The organism is Nannocystis pusilla, assembly GCF_026626665.1.
Classification (GTDB): Bacteria; Myxococcota_A; Polyangia; order Nannocystales; family Nannocystaceae; genus Nannocystis; species Nannocystis pusilla.
In genome coordinates this window covers 2,782,938-2,807,114 of record NZ_JAPNKE010000002.1, presented here as the reverse complement: position 1 = coordinate 2,807,114, position 24,177 = coordinate 2,782,938, and the positions used below count along the sequence as shown (strand labels likewise).

Below are 24,177 nucleotides of genomic sequence, written 5' to 3'. Positions count from 1 at the left end.
GACGCTGCTACCCTCGCGCCCGGTGACCCGCTTCATCGCCCGTCAATGCGAGCGCGCGAGCTGCCGCCTCCGCTTCCCGGTGGCCGAAGGCAGCCCGCTCGGCGAGTCGTGTCCGCACTGCGGCGGACCGACGGCCGTCGACCCCGAGCCGTACGAGACCCACGAGGCGCGCGCGCCGGCGCAGGCGAACGGCCCGAGGGTCCACGCGCTGCTCGACAACGTCCGCAGCCTGAAGAACGTCGGCTCGATGTTCCGCACCGCCGACGGGGCCGGGCTCGAGCACATGCACCTGGCCGGGTTCACGCCCACGCCCGATCACCCGGCGATGGCGAAGACCGCCCTCGGCGCGGAGAAGACGGTGCCGTGGACGCTGCACCGCGACGGCGCGGCGGCGGCCGCATGGTTGTGCGACGCGGGCCATCGCTTGTGGGCGCTCGAGGGCGGACCGCGGGCGACGCCGTGGTTCGCGGCGCTCGAGGAGCGCGCGGGGCCGCCGATCGTGCTGGTGGTCGGGCACGAGGTGTCGGGCGTCGACCCGCGGATCCTGGCCCGCTGCGAGCGCGTGCTGGCGCTGCCGATGCTCGGGCTCAAGGGGTCGCTCAACGTGAGCGTGGCGTTCGGCGTGGCGCTCTACAGCCTGCGCTTTGGGACAGGGACCGACTGATGCTCGCGCGGGCGCAAGACTGTGCGCCAGCGCAACCTGGTGCGCGCCAGGTGGGCGGCGAACGGTGATTGCAGGGGAGGCGGTGGCGCCGCCGCAGGCTGTGCGATCGAACAGGTGCGATGGGCCATGCGCCCCGATCGCCGCGCGCGTGGCCGCAAAGGCCGTGTCGCCGGATACGCGAGAATTCATGGTCGGCGGGCTTTTTATCGGGCGTGCGGATCCGCCACATCGAAGTTGCGACCCGTGCGTGACATATCGCGGACGAGGCGCCGGGGCTGGAGTTGTGTTACCGTGCCGGCCTCTCAGAGGAGAACCCGAAACGTGATGCTGCTTCGGAACTCTGGCTGTTCCTGTCCTGGTGCTCGGTCTGGCGGTGGCTGGCTGTGGCAAGAAGACCCCCGACGGCACGACTCCACCGGGCGAGACCGGCGCCGGCGGTGCATCCGCCGGAAGTGGTGATTCCGGCGGCGGTGAGGCGGGTGGTGAGTCCGGTGGTGAGGCCGGTGGTGATACGGGTGCCGCGGCCGGCGAGCCCGACGCGTCGCAGAAGGTCTGCGACGCCGAGGTGGGCGACACGCCGAAGGCCGTGTTCGCCGACAACGTCATCCTGCGCCTGCCGAAGGGCATGGACCTGGTCGAGGAGAACCCGTTCTTCGCCCGCATCGCCACCAAGGAGACCGTCTCCACGTGCGACGGCGTGATCAGCTTCGGCGCGCTCGGCTACTTCCAGGCCGACGCGGCCAAGACCGTCAAGCAGGTCCGCGACGAGACGATCCAGGCCGCGCGCGGCGTGCCGCCGAGCGAGGTCACCTGGGCCGACGAGACCGAGAAGGGCCGCGACTACTCCGGCTCGTACTCGATCCCGGAGGACTCGAAGGGCAACCCGCCGATCAAGGGCTGGTTCGTTCTCAAGGAGAAGGCCGGCTTCACGTTCTGGTACGCGCTCGAGACGCATCCGAACGCCTGGAACGCGCTCGCCAAGACCTTCCAGGAGTCGGGCAACCGCCTCCGCATCGGGCCGAACATCGCGCCGGCGCCGGCCCCGACGCCGCCGCCCGCAGGCAAGAAGAAGGGCAAGTGAGCTGAGCGCGTCGCAAGGCGCGTCCCCGCGGCTCCGCGCTCCGGCGCGGGGCCGCTGTCGTTTCTACGGGAGCGCATGCGAGAGCGTCGCTCGATGACGACGAGGTCGCAGCGAGCGATCGCAAGGGTCGAGGCCGCGGCGGCGAGGTCGACTGATTGTCGTGCTCGCCAGGAGTGGCCCGCCAGACATCGTTCTCGTCGCGGTCGTCGGGTTCGTCCGTGGATTGACTTCGCCGGCGGCACGCGGTCTGATCGCGCCACGTCGGGCCGCGGGCCCGTCACGCCAAGGAGATCTCGATGTCGCGCGTCGCCCTGTCTCTCGCTCTCGCGCTCGCGTGGGCCCCGCTCGCCGGCTGTGCCGTGAGCGCCAGCGCCAGCACTGGCTCGGGGGCCATGTCCTCCGGGACAGGTCCTCAGGGCAAGCCGGCGCGGCGGGTCGACGAGGCCGGCGGCGAATCCGGCGGCGGGGCCGGGGGCGCGCCGGCCGGTCCGCCGCCGTGCCAGCCCGCGCTGGCCGACAACCCGACGGCGCTGTTCGGCACGCGGATCCTGGTGCGGATGCCGAAGGGGGTCGAGCTGGCCGAGCAGAACCCGTTCTACGCCCAGGCGGTCGCGCCCGACCAGGCGACGAGCTGCGGGCAGCCGTTGGCCTACGCGGCGGTGGGCTTCTTCGAGTACCCGAGCGCGGCGGCCACGGCGGTGCGCGATCAGGTGCTCGAGCTGCGCGGGATCGCCAAGGGCACGGCGACGTGGGAGGACGAGGGGACGCGCGGCAAGGTGTACACCGGGGCCTACTCGGTGCCGGCCGACGCGGCCACGGGCGCGCCGGCGGTGCGCGGGTGGTTCGTGCTGCGCGACGCCAACGACAAGTACGGCTACTTCGCGCTGTACGAGACCGACCCGGCCCACTGGGACGCGCTGAAGAGCGTGCTGGTGGCGAGCGGCAAGTCGCTGCTGGTGAAGCCGCGATCGTCGGCGACGCCGGTAGAAGGGCAGGTGAGCGCCGCGCCGCCGCCGACGTCGGGCGGGACGTCGGGCGGGAGCGCGGCAGGCGGACTCACGGCCGAGCCGGCGGGCGCGAAGCCGGCGAAGCCCAAGAAGGACGTGAAGGCGAAATAAACGGCGGCGGGGCTAACGCACGCGGTTCTCGCGACGAGGCGCTTGCGGGTCGCATCACAGTCGAGTACAAGCCGCAGGTCCCAGCCGCGCGTGGCGCTCGTGACCCTGTCGTCCAGAGGCCTAGGACAGTGGCCTTTCACGCCACCAACACGGGTTCGAATCCCGTCAGGGTCGCTCTCTCGCGCGCGGCTGGGCCCCCTTGAGCTCGCCTCAGGGGCTCTGGGCCCGTAGCTCAGTTGGTAGAGCAACGGACTTTTAATCCGTGGGTCGTCGGTTCGATCCCGACCGGGCTCATTCGTTTCTCGGCCTTCCCGGGCCGGAGGGCCTCCGGGCCGAGGCCCCGCGGGGCGCTCGGAGCGGACGGCTCCTCGTGCGTCGCAAGGCCGGGAACTGGCCGCCCCGAGATCTTCTGTTATGGTGGCGCTGAGCTCGCCACCGGAGGTTTCGCCATGCGGATCGCACGAGGCCCGACTGTCGCCGTCAGCTTCCTCGTGGCCATGGGCGCGACGCTGGCCGCTGCGGCCCCCGCCGACTCCCTGTCGGCTTGTCTGGACCGGTGTGACCGGGCCCGGTTGTCGGAGACCAACCGGGCGACGTGTCGCCTCGACTGCGAACAGGATGCTGCGACGGATCCGAGGCGATCCGCTCCCAGATCGCGGCGCAGACGAAGACGGGGACGGGCGCGAAGTCCACGCCCTCGCCGCGACCGACGACGGCTTCGCCGACGCCGACGCCGACGCCGGCGGTGACCGGGCGGGCGGCGTGCAAGGCGGAGTGCGCGGCCGATCGCACGCTGTCGGCCGACGATCGCGCGACCTGTCAGCTCGAGTGTGACCAGCTCGAGGACTCGACCCGGACGGGGGGCGGGGCGGGCGTGACGACGACCGGGCCGGCGAGCCCGACCCCCGCGCCGAGCGGGCCGATCGCGGTGGCGACGGGTTCGCTGGCGCGGCCGAGCCTCGGCGTGGGACCGTCTAGCTTTTTGGCCATGTGCCTCGAGACATGTCGCAAGGGCCCGGTCAAGTTGAGCGCGACCGACCAGGCGACCTGCCGCTTGACCTGCGAGAACTCGGCGAGCGTGGTCGACGTGGCGCTCGACGCGGTGCCCAGCGGGTGGTTCGCGGTTGCACCTGCGCCGACGGTGATGACCGCGCCGCGGCCCGTCCCCGCGACGGTGACGGCGACGCCGACCCGCACGCCGCCGGCGCGGCCGAGCGCCGCGGGGACGCCTGGAGCGGCCGCCGGGGGCTCGTGCCAGGCGGCGCGAACGACCTGCGAGGGCGCGTGCGCGAAGGTGCAGGCGCTGTGCGAGCGCGGGTGCGGCAAACAGAAGGTCGAGACGGACCGCGAGACGTGCAAGCTCGACTGCGGCGAGAACCTCGGGCTCTGCACTGCCGATTGCACGGGCGCGCACGCGAGCTGCGTCAACCGCGGTAGCCGCTGAAGCGAATCGCCGTGGCGACGGCCACGCGGATCTGCGCCGGCGTTACGGCCAGTCGAGCTCGAGACCGCAGACCCGTGGACGTGGCGACGGCCGGGCCTGCATGGACGGTACGTGGTCGTGGCGACGAGGGCTCGGATCCAGGCCGACTGCAGGCTCGAGCTGCGTCGGCCGCGGGTCGGTGGCGCCATGACCCGCGTCGTCAACCGCGAGGGCTGGGCAGCGGATGGGCGGCGAGATCGAGGAAGGCGAGGCGCAGGGTCTCGCCGACGGCGCCGAGGCTGCGCGCGTCGAGCTTGTCGCGCGTGTCGGCGTGGGTGTGCCAGGCGGGGTAGTCGTAGTCGATGAGCAGGATCGAGGGCACCCCGGCCTCGTCGAGCGGGACGTGGTCGTCGAGCAACGGCACGGCCAGCGGCGCGGCGTCGAAGGCGGTGAAGCCGTGCGCCTGTCCGATCGACCAGATCCGTTCGATCAGCGCCGGGTGCTGGGCCAGGCTGGCGCGGTCGGGCTGGATCCGCAGGTCGCGGTCGCCGACCATGTCGAGGACGACGCCGAACTCGGCGCGGGCCACCAGCGGGAAGCGGCCGAGGAGGACCTCCGTGGCGAGCGCGCGCGAGCCGGCGAGGTAGGGGCCGACGTCGGGGCGGCCGAGCTCCTCGCCGTCGAACAGGATGACGGTGACGCCGATGTCCGGCGGGAGCTGGCGGACGAGCAGCGGCACGAGCTCGAGCACGACGGCGAGGCCGCTGGTGCCGTCGTTGGCGCCGGCGATCGGCTGGTCGCGCCGCGATGGGTCGGGGTCGGACTCGGCCCACGGGCGGGTGTCGAAGTGGGTGGCGAGGATGAACCGGCGCGGGGCCTCGGGGCGCACGTGGCCGACGAGGGTGGTCATGTCGAAGCTGACGCCGGTGAGCGGGTCGGCGCCGCGGTGCTCGAGGCGGTCGACCTGGGCGGCGCCGGCGGCCTGCAAGTCGGCCGCGAGGGCCTCGATCGCGCCAGTCCGCCGCGCGTCGCCGAGCGCTCGCGGGTAGCGCTCGAGCAGCTGGTCGACCCGCGCGAGCGCGGCCGCGCCGGAGAAGCGCTCGCCGGTGTCGCCGCTGGCCGCGAGGCCCGACGGGGGCGACCCCGCGGGACGACCGCAGGCCAGGACGAGACCGGCGCAGGCGAGGAGGCTGCGGAGGTGCATGGGTGGCCCTGGCATGCCCTGCCGCCCGGGCGCGCGCAAGGAGAAACGTCGACGTCGGCGCCGGACCGTGCGGGGTGGGCCGCGTGGCCTGGAGGGCTGGGACGCTCACTGAACTCGCCGTCCGTAGGCCATACGGGCCGCGCACGAGCTGGTCGGAGACCGACCGGGCGGGCGTCGGTGTGAAGGGCCGTCGCGGTGGCGAATGTATCTCAGGACATGTCCATTAGATAATGTCGATCAAGACATGGTTTAAAGAACATGTCTTTCGAAACTTCCGGACCGTCGGCGCGGTCAGGGCAGGCGTTCGAGGAGCTCGAGCGTGCGCTGGGCCTCGCGGGCGACCGAGGGGCGGGCGTCGGCGATGAAGGCGGCGACGGTCGGGATGTCGGGCCGACGGCCGAACTCCGAGAGGTTGGCGAGGGCGCCGACGAGGTCGGGGCGGCCGGCGTCCGGTTCGGCGAGGACCGCGAGGGCGCGGCCGCGGTAGTCGATGGCGCCGAACTTGCCGGCGAGGAGGATCCGCGCGTGGTGACGCACCAGGCCGTGCGGGTCGAAGGTGGCCCGCACGAGGGCGTCGCGGTCGTCGCGGGCAGCGAAGCCACGCACGCCGGCGACGCGGACGGCGGGGTTGCGATCGGCGGAGAGCTTCGGGGCGAGCTCCTGCAGGACGGACGACGGGGTGACGGCGGGGTCGAAGGCGAGCTGGGCGGCCCAGATCCGCAGCTGCTGATCGCGGCGACCCAGCGCGGCGGCGAGGACGTCGCGGATCTCCGGCTGGCCGCGATGGAGGCTGACGAGGATCCGCGCGGCGGCGCGCATGAGGGCGAGATCGCGGTCGCGGAGACTGTCCCAAAGGGCAGGTCGGGCGGCGGGGCTGCGCACCAGCTGCAGGGCGCGGCGCTGGTCGACGCCGGCGCGGACCCACTCGGACATGCGGTCGACGAGCGGGAGGCAGCCGACCACGAGCGCGGCGTGTCGCGCGGTCAGGCGCGGCTGCAGGCCGGCCCAGGCGAGGCCGCCGACCGGGCCGACATAGTCGTTGAGGCGGTTGATGAGGAAGGCGGTGGCGAGGCGATCGACGCGGGGGGCGAGGCGCACGACCGCGGCTTCGCGGGCGCGGCCGTCACGGACCAGGCTGGCGACGCCGAGAGCTCCGCTGGTGGCGGCGCCGAGGCGCTCGATCCGCTCGAGGTCGGGCGCGCGGAGGTCGAGGAAGGCGAGGCCGAGGTCGTGGTGGAGGCCGGCGTCGCGGAAGGCCCGGTCGAGCGCGGGCACGAAGGTGATCGACTGACCGGCGAGGATGTGGTCGAGGTCGGTGGCGGCCTCCTGCACCCGCGTGGAGCTGCGGTGCAGCAGGTCGGCGGCGCGCAGCAAGACCCGCGCGACCGGGGTGTGTCGTCGGAGCTCTCGCCGGTCCGCGGTCATGCGGACATGCTGCCTCGATCGCGGGCGCGAGCTCCAGCGCCGCCGGAGTGGCCGATGCCGCGCACGCGGTGTATGTCTCGGCCATGAGAGCAGACGCAGGACCGAAGGCGAATTCGTCGGGGTACACGCGGCGAGAGCTGCTGGGCGCGAGCGCGGGGGTGGTGAGCCTCGTGGTGATCGGCTGCGCCGGCAAGCTGCCGCCCGCGCACGAGGTGCAGGCCGACGGCGGCGAGGTGGTGATCGCGCTCGCGGACGCGCCCGAGCTGGCTCAGCCTGGCGGGGTGATGACGCTCGCGGTGGCGGGGGTCAAAAAGCCGGTGCTGGTGGTCCGCGACGGCGACGCCTACGAGGCGCTGCTGCTCAAGTGCACCCATATGGGCTGCACCCCCGGCTGGAACGCGACCGAGCGCAGCCTCGACTGCCCGTGCCACGGCTCGCGCTTCGACGCCCACGGCGCGGTGCTGAAGGGGCCGGCCAAGGCGCCGCTGGAGAAGTTCGCGGTGACGTCCGACGGGTCGACGCTGCGCTTCCGCGTGGCGTAGAGCAGGCGCGCGAGCCGGTCGCGCCGGCAGCGTCACGACGCGCGCCTGGCTGCGCCGCTGTCGCCGCATCGGCGGCTCGCTGTCCTTGGAGACCTGTCCTTCGAGGAATGCGCGAAAGGACATGCCCTGGAGGACATGTCCTTTCGTCAACTCACGGCGAGCGCCGCGCGGTCGGCCGCGGGCGGCTCACCAGACCTCGCAGGTGTCCTTGGCGCGCATGGCGGCGCCGGGCTGGCACTGGAACGTCTCGGCGAAGGCCGAGAAGTGGGCCAGGGGGACGTTGACGCGCTGCTTGGGCGGGCTGTGCGGGTCGACGGTGGCGCGCAGGCGCTGGCTCTCGGGGGTCTCGTGGGTGCACCAGCCCTGGGCGAAGCCGATGAAGAACAGCTGCTCGGAGGTGAGGCCCTGGATCAGCGGCTCTTCGGGCTTCTTGCTGGCGTGCAGCTTGTAGCCGGCGTAGGCGGCCTTGATCCCGCCGAAGTCGGCGATGTTCTCGCCGAGGGTGAGCTTGCCGTTGAGCTTGACCGCGGGCAGCACCTCGATGCCGCCGTAGGTGTTCTCGATGCACTTGGCGCGGGTCTCGAACTTGGAGGCGACGCTCGGGTCCCACCACTCGCGCAGGACGCCGTCCTTGTCGAACTTGCGGCCCTGGTCGTCGAAGCCGTGGCTGAGCTCGTGGCCCATGACCATGCCGATGCCGCCGAAGTTCATGGCCATCGGGAATTCGGCGCTGAAGTAGGGCGGCTGGAGGATGCCGGCCGGGAACACCATCTCATTGGCGCTCGGGTTGTAGTAGGCGTTGACCAGCGCGGGCGGCATGTGCCACTCGCCCTTGTCGACCGGCTTGCCGACCCGGTCGAAGTCCCGCTGCAGCAGGAACTTGCGGATCGCCTGGCCGTTGCCGGCGTGGCCGGTGCGCTGCAGCTTGAGCTTGCCGTAGTCGCGCCACTTGTCGGGGTAGCCGATCTTGTTGTGCAGCGCCTTGGCCTTCTCGAGCGCGCGCTGGCGGGTGGCGTCGTCCATCCACGCGAGCGCCGGGAGGCCGGCGGCGAACGCCTCCTCGATGGCGGCGATCATCTCGAGGGCGATGTCCTTGCTGGCGCCGGCGAACCGCTCCTTGATGAAGGCCTGACCGACGAGCTCGCCGAGGCCCATGTTGGCCCAGCCGACGCACCGCTCCCACCGCGGCGACAGCTCCTTGGCGCCGGTCAGCGCCGAGGTGAACTGGAAGTCGGCGTCGACGATGTCCTTGCTGAGGGCGGCCGCGCTGACGCGGAGGATGTGCCAGCGCAGGTAGGCCTGCAGGGTGTTCGGGTCGGTGCCGCGCAGCAACGCGCCGAGCTTCTCGAAGTAGCCGGGGACGGTGACGTTGAGGTCGGCGCCGAGCTTGGTGTAGCCGAACGACTTGAAGAAGCCGGCCCAGTTGAGCTCGGGGTCGAGCTTGCTCAGGCCCTCGACGCCGAGCAGGTTGTAGGTCTTGTCGGGGTCGCGCATCTGATCGCGCGGGGTCTGCAGCTCGGCCAGCGCGGTCTCGAAGGCGACGATCTTGGCGGCGAGGTCGGTCGCTACCTCGGGGGCGTCGCCGAGGAAGCCGAGCATGCGCGCGACGTGGGCCTGGTAGGCGGCCAGCAGCGCCTTGGTGCGCTCGTCGGTCTTGAGGTAGAAGTCGCGGTCGGGCAGGCCGGTGCCGCCCTGGTCGACGAAGGCGACGTAGACGTCGGGGCGCTTCGGATCGGGCTCGACGAACAGGTCGAACAGGGGGCCGTGGCCGCCGAACAGGTCGGCGTCCAGACCGCCGACGACGGTCATCAGGGTGTTGGCGTCCTTGACGCCCTTGACCTTGGCGAGCAGGGGCTTGATCGGGGCGATGCCGGCCTTGTCGATCGCGGGCTCGTCCATGCACGCGGCGTAGAAGGAGCCGAGCTTGCTCTCGATCGGGTCCTTCGACTTGGCGCCCGCCGAGCGCTCGAGGATGGCCTTGAGGACCTCGTTGTTGCGGTCGGTGACCTCGCCGAAGCCGCGGCCGTAGCGGGGCTTGTCGGCCGGCGGCGGGGTCTTCTTCAGCCAGCCGCCGCACGCGTACTGATAGAAGTCGGTGCAGGGATCCGTGTTGGTGTCGAGCGCCGCGAGCACGCCGGCGCCGACGGGCTCGCGCGCGACGAGGTTGGCCCGCTGCACCGGCGAGGGCTGCGGCGCGGCGACAGGCTCGGGGGCGGGCGCGGGCGGCTGCGTGTCGGCGGGTTTTTCGCAGGCGAGGGCGAGCAGGGCCAGGACGCAATGCGCGGGCGAGAGGCGTGACATCGGGCGGGACGATGCCACAGCGCGCTCACGCGCCGCGGGTTTCACGAAGTTAGACAACTCACCGCGGCGCGAACGCCCGCAGGGCCGGTGGGGCCGGGCGGCACCTGGCTGCAGCGCCTGGCGGGCCACGGCGCCGGTCGGCGCGCCGGCGAGCAGGGCTGGCTGAAGAGACAGGCGCGGAGCGAGGGGACTCGCGGCAGCGGGCTGGCGGAAGGGACAGCTCGCCGTGGGACCTGGCCGAAGGGGCAGGCGGCGCCGGTCGACGGCTTGCCGTTCATCGTGTCCTCGAGGATGCACGCGAACTTGTCGACGCCCTGCGTCCAATCGACGAACTCGCGCGAGACGGGACGGCCCGGGCGAGATCCCAGGGCCTGGCCGAAGGTCAGGCGGACTTTCCGGGGCGAGACGGATGTCGGAGCGCCCGTCGATCGGGCCGAAGCGACGACGCTGCAGCCTGTCCGGAGGGACAGGTCAGTCGGCCCAGCCCTCGGCGACGAGGCCGGCGATGATGGCCCGCGAGCGATGGCCCCAGATTGGGTGCGGCTCGGTGGCGAGGGCGTCGGCGAGGCGGTTGGCGGCGGCGGCGGAGGTGATGTTCTCGCGCTCGGCCAGCTCGAGGGCGCGGCGGGTGACGACGTAGACGGCGTTGTCCCAGTCGCGCCCGTAGTGGCGCTCGATGGCGGCGTCGTGCGGGACCTTGCCGTACTGCTCGTTCGCGCAGTAGACGATGCCCATGCGGTTGCACAGGAAGTCGGGCACGTAGGCGATGCCGCGCGCGCGCAGGGCTTCGCCGTCGCGCACGTCGTCGAGGAGCTGGTTGTTGGCGGCGCCGCAGACGATGCGGGCCTGGATGCCGGGGATCGTGTCGGGGTTGAGGACGCCGCCGAGAGCGTTGGGCGCGAGGATGTCGCACGGCTCGGCGAGGATCCGGTTGTCGCCCGGCTCGGCGGGGACGACGGTGAGCGGGGCGCCGGCGAACTCGCGCTCCAGCTGCTCGCGCCGCGCGGGCGACAGCTCGCTGGCGAGGATCGAGCCGACGCCGCGCTGCACGAGCTCGCCGATCATCGCCGCGCCGACGTTGCCGGTGCCCTGCATGACGATCTTCTTGCCGGCGAGGTCGCCGAGGCCGAGGTGGGCCAGGGCGCCCTCCATCGCGCACACGACCCCCTTGGCGGTCGCGGGCGAGGGTTGCCGGCGCCGCCGAGCGCGGGCGGGATGCAGGTGACGAAGCGAGTGCCGCGGTGCACGACGGCCATGTCCGCGGGGCCGGTACCGGCGTCCTCGGCGGTGATGTAGCAGCCGCGCAGGCTGGCGACGAAGCTGGCGTACTCGGTGTAGAGGCGCTCGCGGAAGCCGACGTCGTGGTAGGGGTGGTCGATGTGGCGGGCGATGAGGCCCTTGCCGCCGCCCCACCACAGGCCGGCGAGGGCGCTCTTGCGGGTCATGCCGTGCGACAGCCGCAGGCCGTCGCTGAGGAAGCCGGCGAGGTCGCCGTACGGCCAGTAACGCAGGCCGCCCTGGCCCTGGCCGCGGGTGGTGTTGTGGACGAAGGCGCCGAACAGCGCGCCGGTGGTGGCGCCGACCTCGAGGAAGACACCTTCGTGGCGGTGATAGTCGCGGGTGTCGCCGAGGAGGTGGGCCGCGATCTCGGCGAGCTCGGGGTGCGAGCTGCGGACGACGCCGTTGTCGTGCACGAAGGAGGCGCGGCGACGGCCGAGGAGGTGAGGTGCGCTGCGAATGCTTCGGGGCTGAGGTCGACGAGGCGCGTCATGACTGCGGCGACTTTAGCCGCCGCCTCGTGGACGGCGAGGATGGCGGGGCCGTGAGGGCTCGCACCGTCGCCGGACGCGCGCACGCGTCAGGTGAAGACGGGCACATCGACGTCGTGTGCCGCCGCGAAGAGCAGACGCGCGGCGCCGCGAGGCGAGGACGAGGCTGCAGGGAACGGGCCCCAGCGGGCCCGGCGCTAGCGATGCGCGAAGGTTTGCGCGCCCTCGGCGGGGCTGCGCGGGGCGAGGGCGATCAGGCTGAGGCCCTTGACGCCGGTGTCCTTGTTGAGGGTGCCGTCGATCTCGGCGTAGCGCAGCATGGGGTTGCGCGAGCGGTTCTTGCGGTCACCGAGGCGCGTCCGGTAGTCGGACAGCGGCTGGACCTGGTAGGCCCACAGCTGATCGGCGTGGACCCACTTCTTGCTGTAGATGGTGCGCAGGACCAGCGACTGCTCGTCGCCGGCGAGGGCCTCGACGTTGGCGACGAACTGCTTGTTGTAGTCGAAGTACTCCTCGGCGTTGCTGAAGTAGACGACGCGCACCGGCAGGCCCATCGCCTTGGCGGCGGCGCCGACCGACTGCAACGAGTTGGGGCCGGTGAGGTCGCCGGCCATCATGCGCACGCGATCGGCGAGGAACATGCCGCGGATGTACTGGTACATCTCGGGGTTCGACATCCACGCGGTCGGCTGATCGCCCTGACGCCGCCGATAGACGCGGTCGAGGTGGACGTAGACGGTCTCGCGCGCGGCCCGGTAGAGCCGGACGATGCGCTTGCGCTCGGCGTCGGGCAGGCCGGCGTAGGCGGTCTCGAGGATCTTGGCGCTGTCGCCTTCGGACTCGGCTTTCCAGCGGTCGAAGAGGGTCTTGGGATCGGGCGAGGCTTCGATCAGCGCCTCGTAACAGCGGTGGAGATCGACGACGCTCTGATCGATGTCGAGCAGGAAGATAAGCTCGCTGCCGGCCGCGGCCGCGAGGGTGTAGTTCTGATCGGAGCCGACGCCGACGTAGACGCCGCCCTTGCCGGCGACGTACGGGAAGAACACGTCGTGCCGGACCTCGTTGCTCTTCATGTAGTGGATCGGCGTCGCTATGAGGCTGTCCTCGGGGCCAGCCAACATCGTCGCTCGCTGCTCGGCGCTGAGCGGAGCGGTGCCGCCGGCGCCGGCAGGCGCGCTGGGCGGGGGATCCGCCGCCGGGGCGGCGGGCGCCGGCGCGGGGGCGGGCGCAGGCGCGGCAGGCGTCGGCTCCGGCGCGGGGCTCGTGCCCGCCGACAGCGATTGATGAGCGCTGGCCGACGACGCGGCTTCGATCGGGGGGCGGCCGCCGCACGCGAATGCGAGCGCGAGGCCGAGGACGCACGCGGGCGACGACCAGCGCTGAAATCCGCAGGGAGGCGAGGCAAATTCCGGGGCGCGGCGAGACCGGCATCGGCGAGAGCCTATGCCACAAGCCCGGCATGCTTGGGAAATTGGTGCTTGTCAGGTTGGGTCGGAAGGAATACACATGCTGGCGCGCGGGTAGGTCCCGCGCCGCCGCACGTGCCGCGGATCCGCGGATTGTCCCGGATCCACACGTGGAGCCACCGCGGAGCCCCGCGGAGCCCCGCTCCCTTGCAGACCGGCCGTCGCGTGCGACCCGAGCGGCCGCGCGCGGCCGCCCCCGCGAGCAGCACGCATGACCACGCCCGAATCGAATTCCAGTCGCAGCGTGACCATCCGCGCCGAGAACCTGTCGAAGATCTACGGCGACTTCGCGGCCCTGCACAGCGTCACCTTCGAGGTACGCAGGGCACCGTCGCCGCGTTCCTCGGCCCCAACGGCGCCGGCAAGTCGACGACGATGAAGATCCTGACCGGCTACCTCGCGCCGACGTCCGGCAGCGCCAGGGTCCTCGGCTTCGACCCGACGCACCCGGATCAGCGCATCGAGATGGCCCAGCGCCTCGGTTACCTGCCCGAGAACGGCCCGCTCTACGCCGACATGACGCCGCGCGAGACGCTCGAGTTCGTCGGCCGGGTCCGCGGGCTCGGCAACGGCCTCAAGTCGGCGATCGAGCGCGTGACCCGCCAGTGTGCCATCGCCGAAGTGTTCGACAAGCCGGTCGGCAAGCTGTCGAAGGGCTTCCGCCAGCGCGTCGGCATGGCCCAGGCGCTGCTGCACGACCCCGAGGTGCTGATCCTCGACGAGCCGACCAGCGGCCTCGATCCGCTGCAGATCCGCGACGTCCGCGAGCTCATCCGCGAGCTCGGGCGGACCAAGACGATCCTGCTGTCGACGCACATCCTGCAGGAGGTCGAGGCGGTGGCCAGCGAGGTCATCGTGGTCGGCGAGGGCCGGCTGGTGTTCTCCGGCACGCTCGACGAGCTGCGCGCCGGCAGCACGGTCGAGCAGCGCTTCTACGCGCTGATGGACAAGCGGCGCAAGGAGGCCGCGTAGTCATGGTCACCACGTCTTCGAAGGACGTGATCCTCGGCATCGCCGGCAAGGAGCTGCGCAGCTTCCTCGGCAACCCGACCGGTTACGTGTTCCTCACGTTGTTCATCGCGCTGTGCGCCGGGGCGGCGTTCTGGCCGCGCGAGTTCTTCGACCGCAACCTCGCGGACCTGGCGACGCTCAACCGGCAGATGCCGGTGATCCTGATGCTGTTCGTGCCGGCGATCACGATGACGCTGTGGGCCGACGAGCGGCGCGCGGGCACCGACGAGCTGCTGCTGACGCTGCCGGTGCGCGACACCGAGGTGGTGCTCGGCAAGTTCCTCGGCGCCGTCGGGGTGCTGTCGATCGGCCTGGCGTTCAGCCTGGCCAACGTGGGGGTGCTGGCCTACCTCGGCGAGCCCGACGTCGGCCTGATGTTCTCGACGTTCCTCGGCTACTGGCTGATGGGCACCCTGTTCGTGGCGGTCGGCATGATCGGCTCGCTGCTGACGACCAACGTCACGGTGGCGTTCGTGCTCGGGGTGCTCGGCTGCGCCGCGTTCGCGCTGGCACAGTCGGTGGCGATCGGCGGCGGCGTCATCGGCGTCGCGCTGCTCGCGGGCCTGGCCTCGCTCGGCTGGCTGGTCGCGTTCGGCTCGGGCATCCACGCCGGCTACGCGGCGCTGGTCGGCGCGTTCGTCGGCGTGGTGCTGTGGCTCGGCGACGTCGTGCCCGGCTTCACCGGCCTGTTCGGGGCCTTCGACGCGCCGTCGCACTTCGCCAGCTTCGGCGAGGGCGTGCTCCGCCTCGGCGACGTCGTGTTCTTCGCCGGCGGCACCGCCGTCGCGCTCTATCTCTGCGGTCTTCTGCTGTCCCGGAGGCACTGGTGATGCACCCGCGCGTCCATCGCTTCATCCGCTTCGCGTCGATCGCCGTCACGGCGGTCTCGCTGACCTACATGGCCCAGCGCGCCAACGTGCGCGCCGACGTCACCGCCGAGAAGCTCAACCAGGTCACCTCGGCGACCCGCGACCTCATCGACGCCGTCACGCCCGAGCGGCCGGTGGCGATCCACGCGTTCGTGTCGCGCGAGGTGCCGCGCGACTACGTGACCGTGCGCGCCCGCCTGCTGTCGGTGCTGCGCGAGATGGAGGCCCGCGGCAAGGAGGGCCTCACGGTGCGCATCGTCGAGCCGTCGTCGTTCTCCGACGAGGCGGTCGAGGCCGAGGAGAAGTACGGCATCCGCCCGCAGGTGGTCGCCAACCGCGACGGCGACCGCGTGCAGGAGATGCAGGTGTTCCTCGGCGTGGCCGTCACCAGCGGGCCGCACGAGCAGACGATCCCGTTCATCGACCGCGGCATGTCGCCCGAGTACAAGCTGGTCCGGGCGCTGCGCACCGTCACGCAGGAGAAGAAGAAGGTGGTCGGGGTGCTGCGCACCGACGCGACCATCATGGGCAACTTCGACCTGCAGGCGCGCAAGCAGCAGCCGGCCTGGCGCGTCATCGGCGAGCTCAAGAAGCAGTACGAGGTCCGCAGCCTCAACCCCGGCGCCGAGATCCCGAAGGACGTCGACGTGCTGCTGGTGCCGCAGATGAGCAGCATGACGACGGCGCAGCTCGAGCACCTGAAGAAGTACATCGACGAGGGCCGCCCGGCGCTGCTCACCGTCGACCCGATGCCGCTGTTCGACATGCGCCTGTCGCCGAGCGAGCCGATGCTGCCGCCCCCGGGCCAGAACCAGGGGATGATGTTCGGCATGCAGGACCAGGGCGGGGAGCCGAAGGGCGACTACCTCGGGTTCCTCGAGAAGATCGGCGTGAAGTGGGAGTCGGACAAGATCGTGTTCGACACCGACAACCCGCACCCGCGCTTCGCCGGCAGCCCGCCGCAGGTGGTGTTCGTGACCGAGCGGCCCGACGGCACCAAGCCGTTCAACGACCAGGATCCGGTGGTCGCGGGCATCAACGAGGTCGTGGTCCTGTTCGGCGGCGCGATCAAGCCGGCGGCCGGGTTCGAGGCGCAGTTCGTGCCGCTGCTGCAGACGGGCACGAGGGGCGGCTACAACAAGTTCGAGGAGATGACCGAGCGGCACATGCTGTTCGGGCTCCAGGGTCCGATCCTGCCGCGCCAGCGGACGATGTCGGGCGCGAGCGAGGTGATCGCCGCGCACATCACCGCCGGCGAGACGTCGGGCGAGGCCGCGAGCAAGGGCAAGAACGTGATCGTGGTCGCCGACCTCGACATCTTCGGCGACCAGTTCTTCGTCCTCAACGAGCGCGGCGGCGACCTCGACGGCGACGGCATCGACGACCTGCGGTTCGACAACGTCACGTTCCTTCTCAACGCCATCGACACGCTGACCGGCGACGCCGGCCTCGTCGCGCTGCGCGGGCGCAAGGCGCAGTACCGTCGCATGACGAAGATGGACGCGCTGACGAAGGAGGCCGACGACAAGCGCAACGCCGAGATCGAGGCCGCCAACGCCAAGGCCGAGGTCGAGCTCAAGGGCGCCCAGGAGGCGCTCGACGCCGCGGTCAAGAAGATCCAGGACGACGCGTCGCTCGACGAGACGACCAAGGCCGTCCTGCTGAAGAGCCGCGAGGAGGCCGAGAACCGGCGCCTGGCGGCCAAGCGCGAGACGATCGAGCGCGACAAGGCGCGCGCGCTCAAGGCCACCGAGAACGAGCGCGACAAGGCGGTCGAGTCGGTGCGCGCGAAGGTCCGCCTGCTGGCCAGCACGACGCCGCTGCTGCCGATCGTGCTGGGCTTCGGCGTGTGGCTGCGCAAGCGCGGCCGCGAGGCCGAGTCGATCCCGAGCTCCCGGAAGCGAGGTGCCGCATGAACCGCACGACCATCCTGACCGTCGTCGTCGCGCTCGCCAGCCTCGGCGGCGCCGTGGCGATGCGCCCCGGACCTGCCCCTCAGGTCAGCTACGAAGACACCGGCCAGCTGCTGTTCCCGAGCTTCACCGACCCGTCGCAGGCCGCGAGCCTCGAGGTGATCGGCTGGGACGAGACGGCCGCCCGCAACACGTCGTTCAAGGTCGAGCTCAAGGACGGCCGCTGGACCATCCCGAGCCACAACGACTACCCGGCCGACGGCACCGAGCGCATGGGCAAGGCGGCGGCGTCCTTCATCGACGTGAAGAAGGACATCTACCGCGGCGACCGCCCGGAGGACCAGTCGAGCTACGGCCTCGACGATCCGACCGACCCCAACGCGAAGGAGCGCGGGCAGCGGATCACGATCAAGGACGCGTCCGGCACGGTGCTGTCCGACGTCATCGTCGGCAAGAAGGTCGAGGACAAGGAGGGCTACCGCTACGTCCGCCTGCCCGACCAGAAGCGCGTGTACGCGGTCAAGATCGACGTCGACATCTCGACCAACTTCACCGACTGGATCGAGAAGGACCTGCTGCTGCTCGAGCAAGATCAGGTCGTGTCGTTCATGAGCGACACGTACAAGGTCGACGAGAGCCAGGGCAAGGTCACCGGCAGCGATCCGCTGTTGGTCAAGAAGGACGCGACCGACCCCGAGGGGACGTCGTGGCTGCTCGGCGAGGGCTCGACGCCGATCGCGGGCAAGGAGCTCGACCCGTTCAAGGTCAAGCAGGCGATCAGCGGGCTCGACCGCCTGCAGATCGTCGGCGTGCGCCCGCGCCCGGAGATGCTGACGCTGCAGGCGCTGCAGTCGAAGGGCTTCTTCGTCACCCGCGACGGCTCGCGCCTCTACGGCAACGAGGGCGAGGTCAAGGCCATCTGCGACGACGGCGTGGTCTACAACCTCTACTTCGGCGAGGTGACGTACGACTCCGGGCTGGCGCTCACGGCCGGCCAGGAGGGCGGCGAGGCGGCGCCCAAGCCCGAGGACGAGGCGGCGGCGAAGAAGGACGCCAACCGCTACATGTTCGTCGACGTGTTCTACGACCCGACGCTCGACACCAAGGCGACGGCCGGCGGCAACCCCGACGACGCCGCGGGCGCCAAGCGGGCCAAGCAGCTGTCGGCGCGCTTCGGCAAGTGGTTCTACGTGATCTCGGACGCGAGCTTCAAACAGATCCGCAAGGCCAAGGCGGAGTTCTTCAAGGACGCGCCCGCAGGCAGCGGCGCGACGCCGGCGAGCCCCGCGGCCCCGGCGAAGAAGGAGCCGGCGAAGAAGGAGCCGGCGAAGAAAGAACCGAAGCCGGCCGCGCCGTAGTCGAAATACTTCGGAGACGAGTCGCCGCCCGAGTCGGCGGAACTCGAGTTCGTGGCCCGGCGGGACGCCCGCAATCGGCCTCACACAGCCCGGCGGCGCCCGCTCCGGGCTGTGGGCATTTTCGCCCGCGGCGCCGGACCGGGCCTCGATCCGTGGCCTGGATCGGTTGTCATCGCCGGCCGGCGCGGGCATAAGTCGCATGGCGCCGCATGGGGAGCGAAGCAGACGAGGAGCCCTCCAGACCACGCCTCTCCTGGCGTGAGGGCTTCTATCTTGTCGGGCCGCAGCCGCTCAGCACGCCTTACTTCGTGTCGGGCTTCTTGCTGGCGGCGGGGGTCGGTTACGCGACGCCGGTCGTGCAGGTCGGCCTGTACGTGCTGCTGCTGCTGCTCGCGCCGCTGTACATCGAGGCGGTGCTGCTGACGCTGTCGAACGGCGGCACGTACATGATGACCCGCTACGCGCTCGGCCACCTCGGCAAGCTGGCGGTGGCGGTGTCGGCGTTCGTCGGCGTGATCATCTCGATCTCCTACGCGGTGTCGACGCTGGCGTGCCTGCTGGCCTACGGGGCTCACATCACGGCGCTCAGCCAGGTGGTCCTCGGGACAGGTACGATCGGCGTGGTGGCCCTGTCGGCGCTGCCGGCGATCGGCTTCGGGATCTGGGTGACCCCGCAGGAGTGGCGCTACGTGGCGCTGCGCCAGGGCCTCATCGCCTTCGTGGCGCTGCTGTTCTCGGCGGTGGTGCCGGACATGATCATCGCCACGTTCGCGCCCATCGGGCTGCTCCTGCGGCTCAACAACCTCGGGCTCAAGCCGAGCGTGCGGGTGTCGAAGGCGATCTTCCTCGTCAACCTGCTCATCATCGGCGCGACGATCGTGGCGGGGTACGTGTGCCTGGCGCTGCAGGGCGTCGACTGGACGTCGGTGTGGCAGGGCTACGGCCAGGCGGCCCCGGCGGTGCCGCTCGACGCGACGTTCGACATCGGCATCATCCCCGGTCTGGCGATGATCTCGGCGCCGATCCTGCTGGCCGGCGTCGGCAACGGGGTGCTCAGCGCGACCGGGGTCGAGACGGTGATGAACATCCCCGAGGAGCTCGAGAACCCGCAGCGCGACGTGCCGAAGATCTACTGGGCGATGCTGCTGACGCTGCTGGTGGTCGGCGGCTCGCTGGCGCTGCAGGTGTTCCTGCTGCTGCCGCCCGAGGTGCTGCTGTCGCGCAGCGGCGACCTCGTGGGCGCGCTGGGCTACCACGTCGGCACCTCGCTGACGGGGGTGTCGGGGGTCGGCGGGGCGTGGCAGGCGGCGCTGGTGGCGAGCGCGGCGCTGATGCTGATCGGGGCGGTCAACGCCGGGCTCGCCGGGTCGCGCGGGTTGTGGTTGGCGATGACGCGCGACAACCTGCTGCCGCGCGCGCTCATCACCCCGAACGAGCGCGGCGCGCTGGCGCGGCTGCACTGGCTGCTGCTGGCCGCGGCGCTGCTGCTCGGGACGCAGTCCGACTGGAACCCGCTGTCGCTCGACCGCTGGCACAAGGCGATGTTCGGGCTGGTGATGTTCTCGGGGATGGCGGCGTTCATCCTCCTGCGCAGGTTCAAGGGCGAGGAGCGGCGGGTCTACACGGCGCCGTGGAACATCTCGCTGCTCGGCACGCGCGTGCCGGTGGCGGCGTTCCTCGGGGTGTCGGCGCTGTCGTACGCGCTGCTCAGCCTGTGGGCGGCCAGCAGCTCGCACCTCGAGGAGCTGCGCACCCTGGTCTGGGTGGTGCTGGTGCTCGTCGGCACCGTGGTGCTGGTCTATAACCACCGGCCGCTGATCCGCGGCGGCTACCGCTACGTCCGCCGCGTGCTCGAGACGGTCGAGTCGACGGTGATCGACCCGCAGCAGCGCACGGTGGTGGTCGCCGTCGGCGGCGTCCGCGTCGGCCGCCTGGTGTCGAAGGCGATCGACCTGGCCCACCAGCAGAGCCGCACGACCGGGATCCCGTACCGCCAGGTGGTCGTGTTCCACATGACGAAGGGCGTGCGCAGCGAGTTCGTCTACCGCATCACGCAGGACTCGATCCGCCCCGAGGGCATCGAGGGCACGACGGTCCGGATCTTCACCGAGCTGACCGAGATCGCGCCCAAGGACCTCGACCTGTACCTGGCCCTGGTGCCGCACAAGCAGACGCCGCAGCACAAGAGCGTGCTGCACGCCGCGTTCGACGCGCTGGTCCGCTTCCACGAGGCCCACAGCTTCAAGGGCCACATGACGATGATCGGCACCTACGGGGTGAAGCCGGCCGACATCGAGGAGCTGCAGACCCGCCTGAAGGACACGACGCTGGTCCCGGTGCCGCTGTTCGACGACTGACCTTCGGGGCATGTCCGCACGGGCATGTCCGTACGGGCATGGTCCGAAGGGCATGCCCGATCGGGCAGGCGGGTCAGCGGGCGCTCGCGGGGTCGTAGCTCGGGTCGAGCTCGACCGGCGGGCCGGTGTCGGGGACGGCCATGTGGACCACCGCCTCGCCCTCGTAGCAGAGGACGCCGTGCGGGAGGGCGAGGACCCAGCCGTCGACGTCGGCCCGCACGTCGCCGCCGGCCGGCAGCGGGCGCCCGTGGATGTCGCTGAGGGTGGCGAGGCGGTCGCCGACGGACACGAGGTCGCCGGGCTCGACGTGGTAGTGGACGATGCCGGTCGCGCGCGCGCGGGACGAGGTCCCGCATGACCGGGAACTCGACCCGCGGGATCGGGATGCCGACCATCGGCTCGAGCTCGCCCGGCAACATGCCGGCGCCGCGCAGGACGTTGCGACAGGCGATGATGCCGGCCTGGCGCGCGGCCGGGTCGACCGCGCCGGTGAGGCCGAGCTCGACGGTGATGGCGGGGATCCGCGCCTGCAGCAGGGCGGTGCCGCTGACGGACCGGTGCAGCCGCGCCTGCAGGTAGCGGTCGCTCGGGATCTCGTTGACGACCGGGAGGCCGGTCCAGTTGCACAGGGCGTCGAGGCGATCGGCGAGCTCGCGCGCGGCCGGCAGATCCTCGGGACGGCGGTAGAGGACGCGGTCGCGGATGATGAAGCAGCAGGCCCGCAAGCCGTAGCAGTGCAGGTCGACGAGGTAGTCGGCGCGGCGCATCTCGGCGAACAGGCGCGCGTAGCCGGCCTCGAGCACCGCCGGATGATCGCTGCCCTGGCCGGGCTCGGGCGGGAAGTCGGGGAACAGGCGGTTGGGGTCGCGCCGGTCGAGGTAGGAGACGCGCTGGCGCGCGTGCAGGCCGGCCGGGTTGAGGCTGGGGATGGCGACGAGGGTGCCGCGCAACCGATCGGCGAGGTCCGCCTCGAGCAGGGCGTGGATGACCGAGAGGCCGGTGACCTCGTCGCCGTGGATGTTGGCGGTGACCCACACCGTCGGCCCGGGCTCGCGCCCGCGGACGAGGACGATCGGCAGTCGCTCGCGGTGGCCGGTGGGCAAGGTGGCGAGCTCGAACCAGCCGTGGACGAGCTCGCCAGGTGCGGCGACGACGTCGCCAAGCGCGAATGAGGTCGTCATGCCTCTAAAGTGTGCCTCAGCCGGGCTCGAGGACGAAGGGGTAGCGCACAGTGGCGACGTTGGGCGCGTCTCCGGGGAACCTCCAGCGGCGGGCGGCGGCGGCGATGCAGGCGGCGACGCTGTTCTCGGTGAGGGTGTCCTCGACCACACTGGCGCTGCTGACTTCGCCGCTCGTCTCGATGCGCAGGTCGAGCGTGACGCGGCCCTTGAGGTTGGGGTCACGCTGGAGGCCTTGCTCGTAGCAGGCGCGCACCTCTCCCACGTGGGCGCGCACGACCCGGCGGATGACCTCCTTGTCGAGCGAGCCCATGACCTCGGCCTTGGCCTGGCGCACGGTCGGCACCCGCGTGCCGCGGCCGCCGAAGCCCGCGCCGGCGCCGCGACCGTAGCCGCTGCCGGTGCCGCCACCGCCGCCTTTGCCGATGAGGCCGGTGGAGCCGAGCCCGATGCTGCCCTCGCCGGCGTTCATGTCGACGCCGAAAGGTGATTCGACGGGGATCTGCACGGTCCGCAGGGTGCCGTCGGGTTGCCGCTCGCGGCGCTCGTCGACGGCGACGAAGGCGGTGTAGGCGGTCAAGATCCGGTGGCGCAGGGCGAGGGCGACGACGGCTTCACGCGCGTCGCCGGTGAGCTCGCCGGGGCGCTGGTTGAACGGGTAGAGGCCGAGGTCGTCGATCCGCTTGCGCGCCCACATGCTGGCGAGACCGTCGTGCTCGCTGACCCGCGCCCCGGCGAGCTTGACCGGAGCTCGACGTCGGCGCCGCCGAGCTTGCCGCGGACCTTGACCTCGCCGGCGAGGGCGCCCTTGTAACGGCCGTGGACGACCAGCGGCTGGCCGGCGAACAGGTCGGGCAGGCGGACGGGGGCGATGTCCTCGACGTCGAGGCCGCCCCAGTCGATCGAGATGTCCGTGAGGACAGGTCGATCGATGCTCTCGTAGAACTCGTCGACGACGGCGGTCGGCTGCTCTCCGGGGCCGACGACGGTGGCGGCGCCGCGGCCGACCCGGGCGAGGCCCTCGACGAGGAAGCGGTTGACGCTGCTGCCGACGCCGAGCGCGAACACTCGGGCGTCGCGCCGCTTGGCCGCGAGCGACTCGAAGATCTGCTGCTCGTTGCCGATGTAGCCGTCGGTCATGAACAGCACCATGCGCAGGCGCTCGGGATCCTTGGGGGCGTCGAGCGCGGCGGCGACGCCGGTGAGCATCTCGGTGCCGCCGCCGGTGTTGCCCGCGCGGGTCAAGAAGTCGAGCGCGCGCTGGCGGTTGTCTGCGGTGTTGGTGACGCTGGCTGGCTCGAAGGACAGGGCGCTGCCGGCGAAGGTGATGAGGTTGAAGGTGTCGTCGCTGCGCATGCCGGCGAGGGCGCGCTCGATCGCCGCCCTGGCGGTGTCGAGCGGGACGCCCATCATCGAGCCGGACACGTCGACGACGAACACGAGCTCGCGGGGGCGCGAGCGGCCGGCGTCGAAGCCCTGCGGCGGCTGGACGGTGAGGGCGAAGTAGCCGCCGCCGTCGTCTGTCTTTTGGGCCATGATCTCGGCACGCGGCTGGGCGCCGGCGAGGCGCCAGCTCAGCTCGAAGTCGCGGTCGGCCCGCACGGGCCCGCGCGCGAGGGCGACCGCGACGCCCTGGGGATGCGGCGTGACGGTGACCGCGTGCAGCTTGGAGGTGACGTCGGCGACCGGCAGGGTGGTGTCGATGTCGACGGCGATCTCGACGGGGACGCAGGAGTCGACGCCGGTGGCGAGCACCGGCGGAGTGATGCGGTCCGCGTCGGCGACTGCGCCGGCCGGGGCGTAGCGCGGACCGACGACGGTCGGCAGCGCGAGCGAGTAACGGCCCGAGCGCTGACGCAGCGGCTGCACGAGGTGGATCTCGACCTCGACGGTCTGGCCGGGGCCGATGTTGGTGACGGCCTGGGTGAAGACGTTGGGCCGCTCCTGGGTGAGGAGCGCGGCGGTGCGACCGGCCTGGCGGGCCTCGTCGTAGGTGCGCTGGGCGTCCTCGCGGCGCTTGAGCAGGCCGTGGATCGAGCGCGAGCCGACGCGGATCCAGTAGTCGTCGACGGCAGCGTCGTCGGGCAGCGGGAAGCTGTAGATGGCCTCGAGACGCTCGCTGCGCGGGTTGACGAAGGTCTGGGTGACGGTGGTCTCGGCGAGGGTGCCGACGACGACGGTGTCGTAACGGATGGCCTGGAGCGGGAGGCCGAGCCAGTGACCGTTGGCGTCGGCGATCTTGAGCTGGGCCTGATCGGGCACGACCAGCGGATCGACGGGGACGAGCTCGGTGGGCCGTGGGCCGCTGCAGGTGGAGGACTCGGGGCCGGTTTGGAACACCGGGGTGGTCACATCGGCGCTGTCGTCCGGAGCGTCGAGCTCGGGGTCGTCACCGTCGGCGAGAGGGGTACAGGCGAGAGCGAGCAGCGACCACAAGGACGAGAGCGCGAGCGGACGGACCACGGTGAACCTCCACGAACAGCAGCGGGCCAGGAGAC

20 protein-coding genes and 2 tRNA genes are annotated in these 24,177 nt (G+C 71.6%); 13 read left to right on the top strand and 9 right to left on the bottom strand.

The window, feature by feature from the left end; all coding sequences use genetic code 11:
• Positions 1 to 22 precede the first annotated feature (22 nt).
• The 6 genes from OV079_RS55795 (at position 23) to OV079_RS12175 (ending at position 4,307) form a co-directional block, all read left to right on the top strand.
• The gene (locus OV079_RS55795; protein ID WP_267768432.1) at positions 23 to 664 is read left to right on the top strand and encodes a TrmH family RNA methyltransferase; all 642 of its coding nucleotides are present in this window, start codon (positions 23 to 25) and stop codon (positions 662 to 664) included.
• Between the two features lie 358 nt (positions 665 to 1,022).
• The gene (locus OV079_RS12195; RefSeq protein WP_267768431.1) at positions 1,023 to 1,745 is read left to right on the top strand and encodes a hypothetical protein; all 723 of its coding nucleotides are present in this window, start codon (positions 1,023 to 1,025) and stop codon (positions 1,743 to 1,745) included.
• Positions 1,746 to 2,041: 296 nt separating this feature from the next.
• Positions 2,042 to 2,863 carry a hypothetical protein gene (locus OV079_RS12190; protein WP_267768429.1) on the top strand — a complete coding sequence of 274 codons (822 nt, stop codon included), beginning with the start codon at positions 2,042 to 2,044 and terminating at the stop codon, positions 2,861 to 2,863.
• Between the two features lie 101 nt (positions 2,864 to 2,964).
• A tRNA-Glu gene (locus OV079_RS12185) sits at positions 2,965 to 3,037 on the top strand.
• Between the two features lie 47 nt (positions 3,038 to 3,084).
• Positions 3,085 to 3,157: transfer RNA gene (locus OV079_RS12180), tRNA-Lys, on the top strand.
• Between the two features lie 451 nt (positions 3,158 to 3,608).
• On the top strand, positions 3,609 to 4,307 hold the full coding sequence (locus tag OV079_RS12175; protein WP_267768427.1) for a hypothetical protein: 699 nt from the start codon (positions 3,609 to 3,611) through the stop codon (positions 4,305 to 4,307).
• Between the two features lie 199 nt (positions 4,308 to 4,506).
• On the opposite strand, the gene OV079_RS12170 is transcribed toward OV079_RS12175, so the two are convergent.
• Positions 4,507 to 5,490 (bottom strand): M28 family peptidase, encoded by a 984-nt coding sequence (locus OV079_RS12170; protein ID WP_267768424.1) that lies wholly within the window; start codon positions 5,488 to 5,490, stop codon positions 4,507 to 4,509.
• Positions 5,491 to 5,781: 291 nt separating this feature from the next.
• A complete protein-coding gene (locus OV079_RS12165; protein WP_267768422.1) occupies positions 5,782 to 6,915 on the bottom strand; it encodes a hypothetical protein in 1,134 nt (377 codons plus the stop codon).
• An 83-nt stretch (positions 6,916 to 6,998) separates the two neighbouring features.
• On the opposite strand from OV079_RS12165, the gene OV079_RS12160 reads away from it, so the two are divergent.
• A complete protein-coding gene (locus tag OV079_RS12160; protein WP_267768421.1) occupies positions 6,999 to 7,457 on the top strand; it encodes a QcrA and Rieske domain-containing protein in 459 nt (152 codons plus the stop codon).
• 186 nt (positions 7,458 to 7,643) lie between these two features.
• On the opposite strand, the gene OV079_RS12155 is transcribed toward OV079_RS12160, so the two are convergent.
• From OV079_RS12155 to OV079_RS12140, 4 genes are all read right to left on the bottom strand, one after another.
• Positions 7,644 to 9,758: a M13 family metallopeptidase gene (locus tag OV079_RS12155; protein WP_267768420.1), complete on the bottom strand. Its 2,115-nt coding sequence runs from the start codon at positions 9,756 to 9,758 to the stop codon at positions 7,644 to 7,646.
• 471 nt (positions 9,759 to 10,229) lie between these two features.
• Positions 10,230 to 10,910 (bottom strand): Rossmann-fold NAD(P)-binding domain-containing protein, encoded by a 681-nt coding sequence (locus OV079_RS12150; protein WP_267768418.1) that lies wholly within the window; start codon positions 10,908 to 10,910, stop codon positions 10,230 to 10,232.
• Positions 10,820 to 11,452: a Glu/Leu/Phe/Val dehydrogenase dimerization domain-containing protein gene (locus tag OV079_RS12145; RefSeq protein ID WP_267768417.1), complete on the bottom strand. Its 633-nt coding sequence runs from the start codon at positions 11,450 to 11,452 to the stop codon at positions 10,820 to 10,822. Before OV079_RS12145 ends, OV079_RS12150 begins: the two co-directional genes overlap by 91 nt.
• A 272-nt stretch (positions 11,453 to 11,724) precedes the next feature.
• Complete coding sequence (locus OV079_RS12140) at positions 11,725 to 12,648, bottom strand: LIC_10091 family protein (protein ID WP_267768416.1); 924 nt, start codon at positions 12,646 to 12,648, stop codon at positions 11,725 to 11,727.
• A gap of 556 nt (positions 12,649 to 13,204) precedes the next feature.
• Between OV079_RS12140 and OV079_RS12135 the strand changes: the two genes are divergently transcribed.
• From OV079_RS12135 to OV079_RS12110, 6 genes are all read left to right on the top strand, one after another.
• A complete protein-coding gene (locus tag OV079_RS12135) occupies positions 13,205 to 13,372 on the top strand; it encodes a hypothetical protein (protein ID WP_267768415.1) in 168 nt (55 codons plus the stop codon).
• Positions 13,369 to 13,965 (top strand): ABC transporter ATP-binding protein, encoded by a 597-nt coding sequence (locus tag OV079_RS12130; protein WP_267768414.1) that lies wholly within the window; start codon positions 13,369 to 13,371, stop codon positions 13,963 to 13,965. Before OV079_RS12135 ends, OV079_RS12130 begins: the two co-directional genes overlap by 4 nt.
• Before the next feature lie 2 nt (positions 13,966 to 13,967).
• Complete coding sequence (locus OV079_RS12125; RefSeq protein WP_267768413.1) at positions 13,968 to 14,834, top strand: ABC transporter permease; 867 nt, start codon at positions 13,968 to 13,970, stop codon at positions 14,832 to 14,834.
• Complete coding sequence (locus tag OV079_RS12120; protein WP_267778524.1) at positions 14,834 to 16,789, top strand: GldG family protein; 1,956 nt, start codon at positions 14,834 to 14,836, stop codon at positions 16,787 to 16,789. Before OV079_RS12125 ends, OV079_RS12120 begins: the two co-directional genes overlap by 1 nt.
• A complete protein-coding gene (locus OV079_RS12115; protein ID WP_267768410.1) occupies positions 16,786 to 18,144 on the top strand; it encodes a DUF4340 domain-containing protein in 1,359 nt (452 codons plus the stop codon). The genes OV079_RS12120 and OV079_RS12115 overlap by 4 nt, the downstream gene beginning before the upstream one ends.
• A 209-nt stretch (positions 18,145 to 18,353) precedes the next feature.
• On the top strand, positions 18,354 to 20,501 hold the full coding sequence (locus tag OV079_RS12110) for an APC family permease (protein ID WP_267768408.1): 2,148 nt from the start codon (positions 18,354 to 18,356) through the stop codon (positions 20,499 to 20,501).
• Here the strand turns inward: OV079_RS12110 and OV079_RS12105 are convergent.
• The 3 genes from OV079_RS12105 to OV079_RS12095 all read right to left on the bottom strand — a co-directional run bounded on the left by OV079_RS12105 (position 20,414) and on the right by OV079_RS12095 (position 24,142).
• Positions 20,414 to 21,682 (bottom strand): M14 family metallopeptidase, encoded by a 1,269-nt coding sequence (locus tag OV079_RS12105; protein ID WP_267768407.1) that lies wholly within the window; start codon positions 21,680 to 21,682, stop codon positions 20,414 to 20,416. The two genes, OV079_RS12110 and OV079_RS12105, sit on opposite strands and share 88 nt — an antisense overlap.
• Positions 21,683 to 21,698: 16 nt before the next feature.
• Positions 21,699 to 21,992 carry an AgmX/PglI C-terminal domain-containing protein gene (locus tag OV079_RS55790; protein ID WP_267778522.1) on the bottom strand — a complete coding sequence of 98 codons (294 nt, stop codon included), beginning with the start codon at positions 21,990 to 21,992 and terminating at the stop codon, positions 21,699 to 21,701.
• A 263-nt stretch (positions 21,993 to 22,255) separates the two neighbouring features.
• Positions 22,256 to 24,142, bottom strand: coding sequence for a VIT and vWA domain-containing protein (locus OV079_RS12095; protein ID WP_267768406.1), 1,887 nt, complete (start codon positions 24,140 to 24,142; stop codon positions 22,256 to 22,258).
• Between the last annotated feature and the right edge of the window lie 35 nt (positions 24,143 to 24,177).

Bases quoted from the DNA above. Each gene is read 5' to 3' on its own strand.
- OV079_RS12190 (WP_267768429.1), top strand. From the start codon at position 2,042: ATGTCGCGCGTCGCCCTGTCTCTCGCTCTCGCGCTCGCGTGGGCCCCG.
- OV079_RS12170 (WP_267768424.1), bottom strand. From the start codon at position 5,490: ATGCACCTCCGCAGCCTCCTCGCCTGCGCCGGTCTCGTCCTGGCCTGC.
- OV079_RS12165 (WP_267768422.1), bottom strand. From the start codon at position 6,915: ATGACCGCGGACCGGCGAGAGCTCCGACGACACACCCCGGTCGCGCGG.
- OV079_RS12160 (WP_267768421.1), top strand. From the start codon at position 6,999: ATGAGAGCAGACGCAGGACCGAAGGCGAATTCGTCGGGGTACACGCGG.
- OV079_RS12155 (WP_267768420.1), bottom strand. From the start codon at position 9,758: ATGTCACGCCTCTCGCCCGCGCATTGCGTCCTGGCCCTGCTCGCCCTC.
- OV079_RS12150 (WP_267768418.1), bottom strand. From the start codon at position 10,910: ATGGAGGGCGCCCTGGCCCACCTCGGCCTCGGCGACCTCGCCGGCAAG.
- OV079_RS12140 (WP_267768416.1), bottom strand. From the start codon at position 12,648: ATGTTGGCTGGCCCCGAGGACAGCCTCATAGCGACGCCGATCCACTAC.
- OV079_RS12135 (WP_267768415.1), top strand. From the start codon at position 13,205: ATGACCACGCCCGAATCGAATTCCAGTCGCAGCGTGACCATCCGCGCC.
- OV079_RS12130 (WP_267768414.1), top strand. From the start codon at position 13,369: ATGAAGATCCTGACCGGCTACCTCGCGCCGACGTCCGGCAGCGCCAGG.
- OV079_RS12125 (WP_267768413.1), top strand. From the start codon at position 13,968: ATGGTCACCACGTCTTCGAAGGACGTGATCCTCGGCATCGCCGGCAAG.
- OV079_RS12120 (WP_267778524.1), top strand. From the start codon at position 14,834: ATGCACCCGCGCGTCCATCGCTTCATCCGCTTCGCGTCGATCGCCGTC.
- OV079_RS12115 (WP_267768410.1), top strand. From the start codon at position 16,786: ATGAACCGCACGACCATCCTGACCGTCGTCGTCGCGCTCGCCAGCCTC.
- OV079_RS12110 (WP_267768408.1), top strand. From the start codon at position 18,354: ATGGGGAGCGAAGCAGACGAGGAGCCCTCCAGACCACGCCTCTCCTGG.
- OV079_RS12105 (WP_267768407.1), bottom strand. From the start codon at position 21,682: ATGACGACCTCATTCGCGCTTGGCGACGTCGTCGCCGCACCTGGCGAG.
- OV079_RS55790 (WP_267778522.1), bottom strand. From the start codon at position 21,992: ATGGGCTCGCTCGACAAGGAGGTCATCCGCCGGGTCGTGCGCGCCCAC.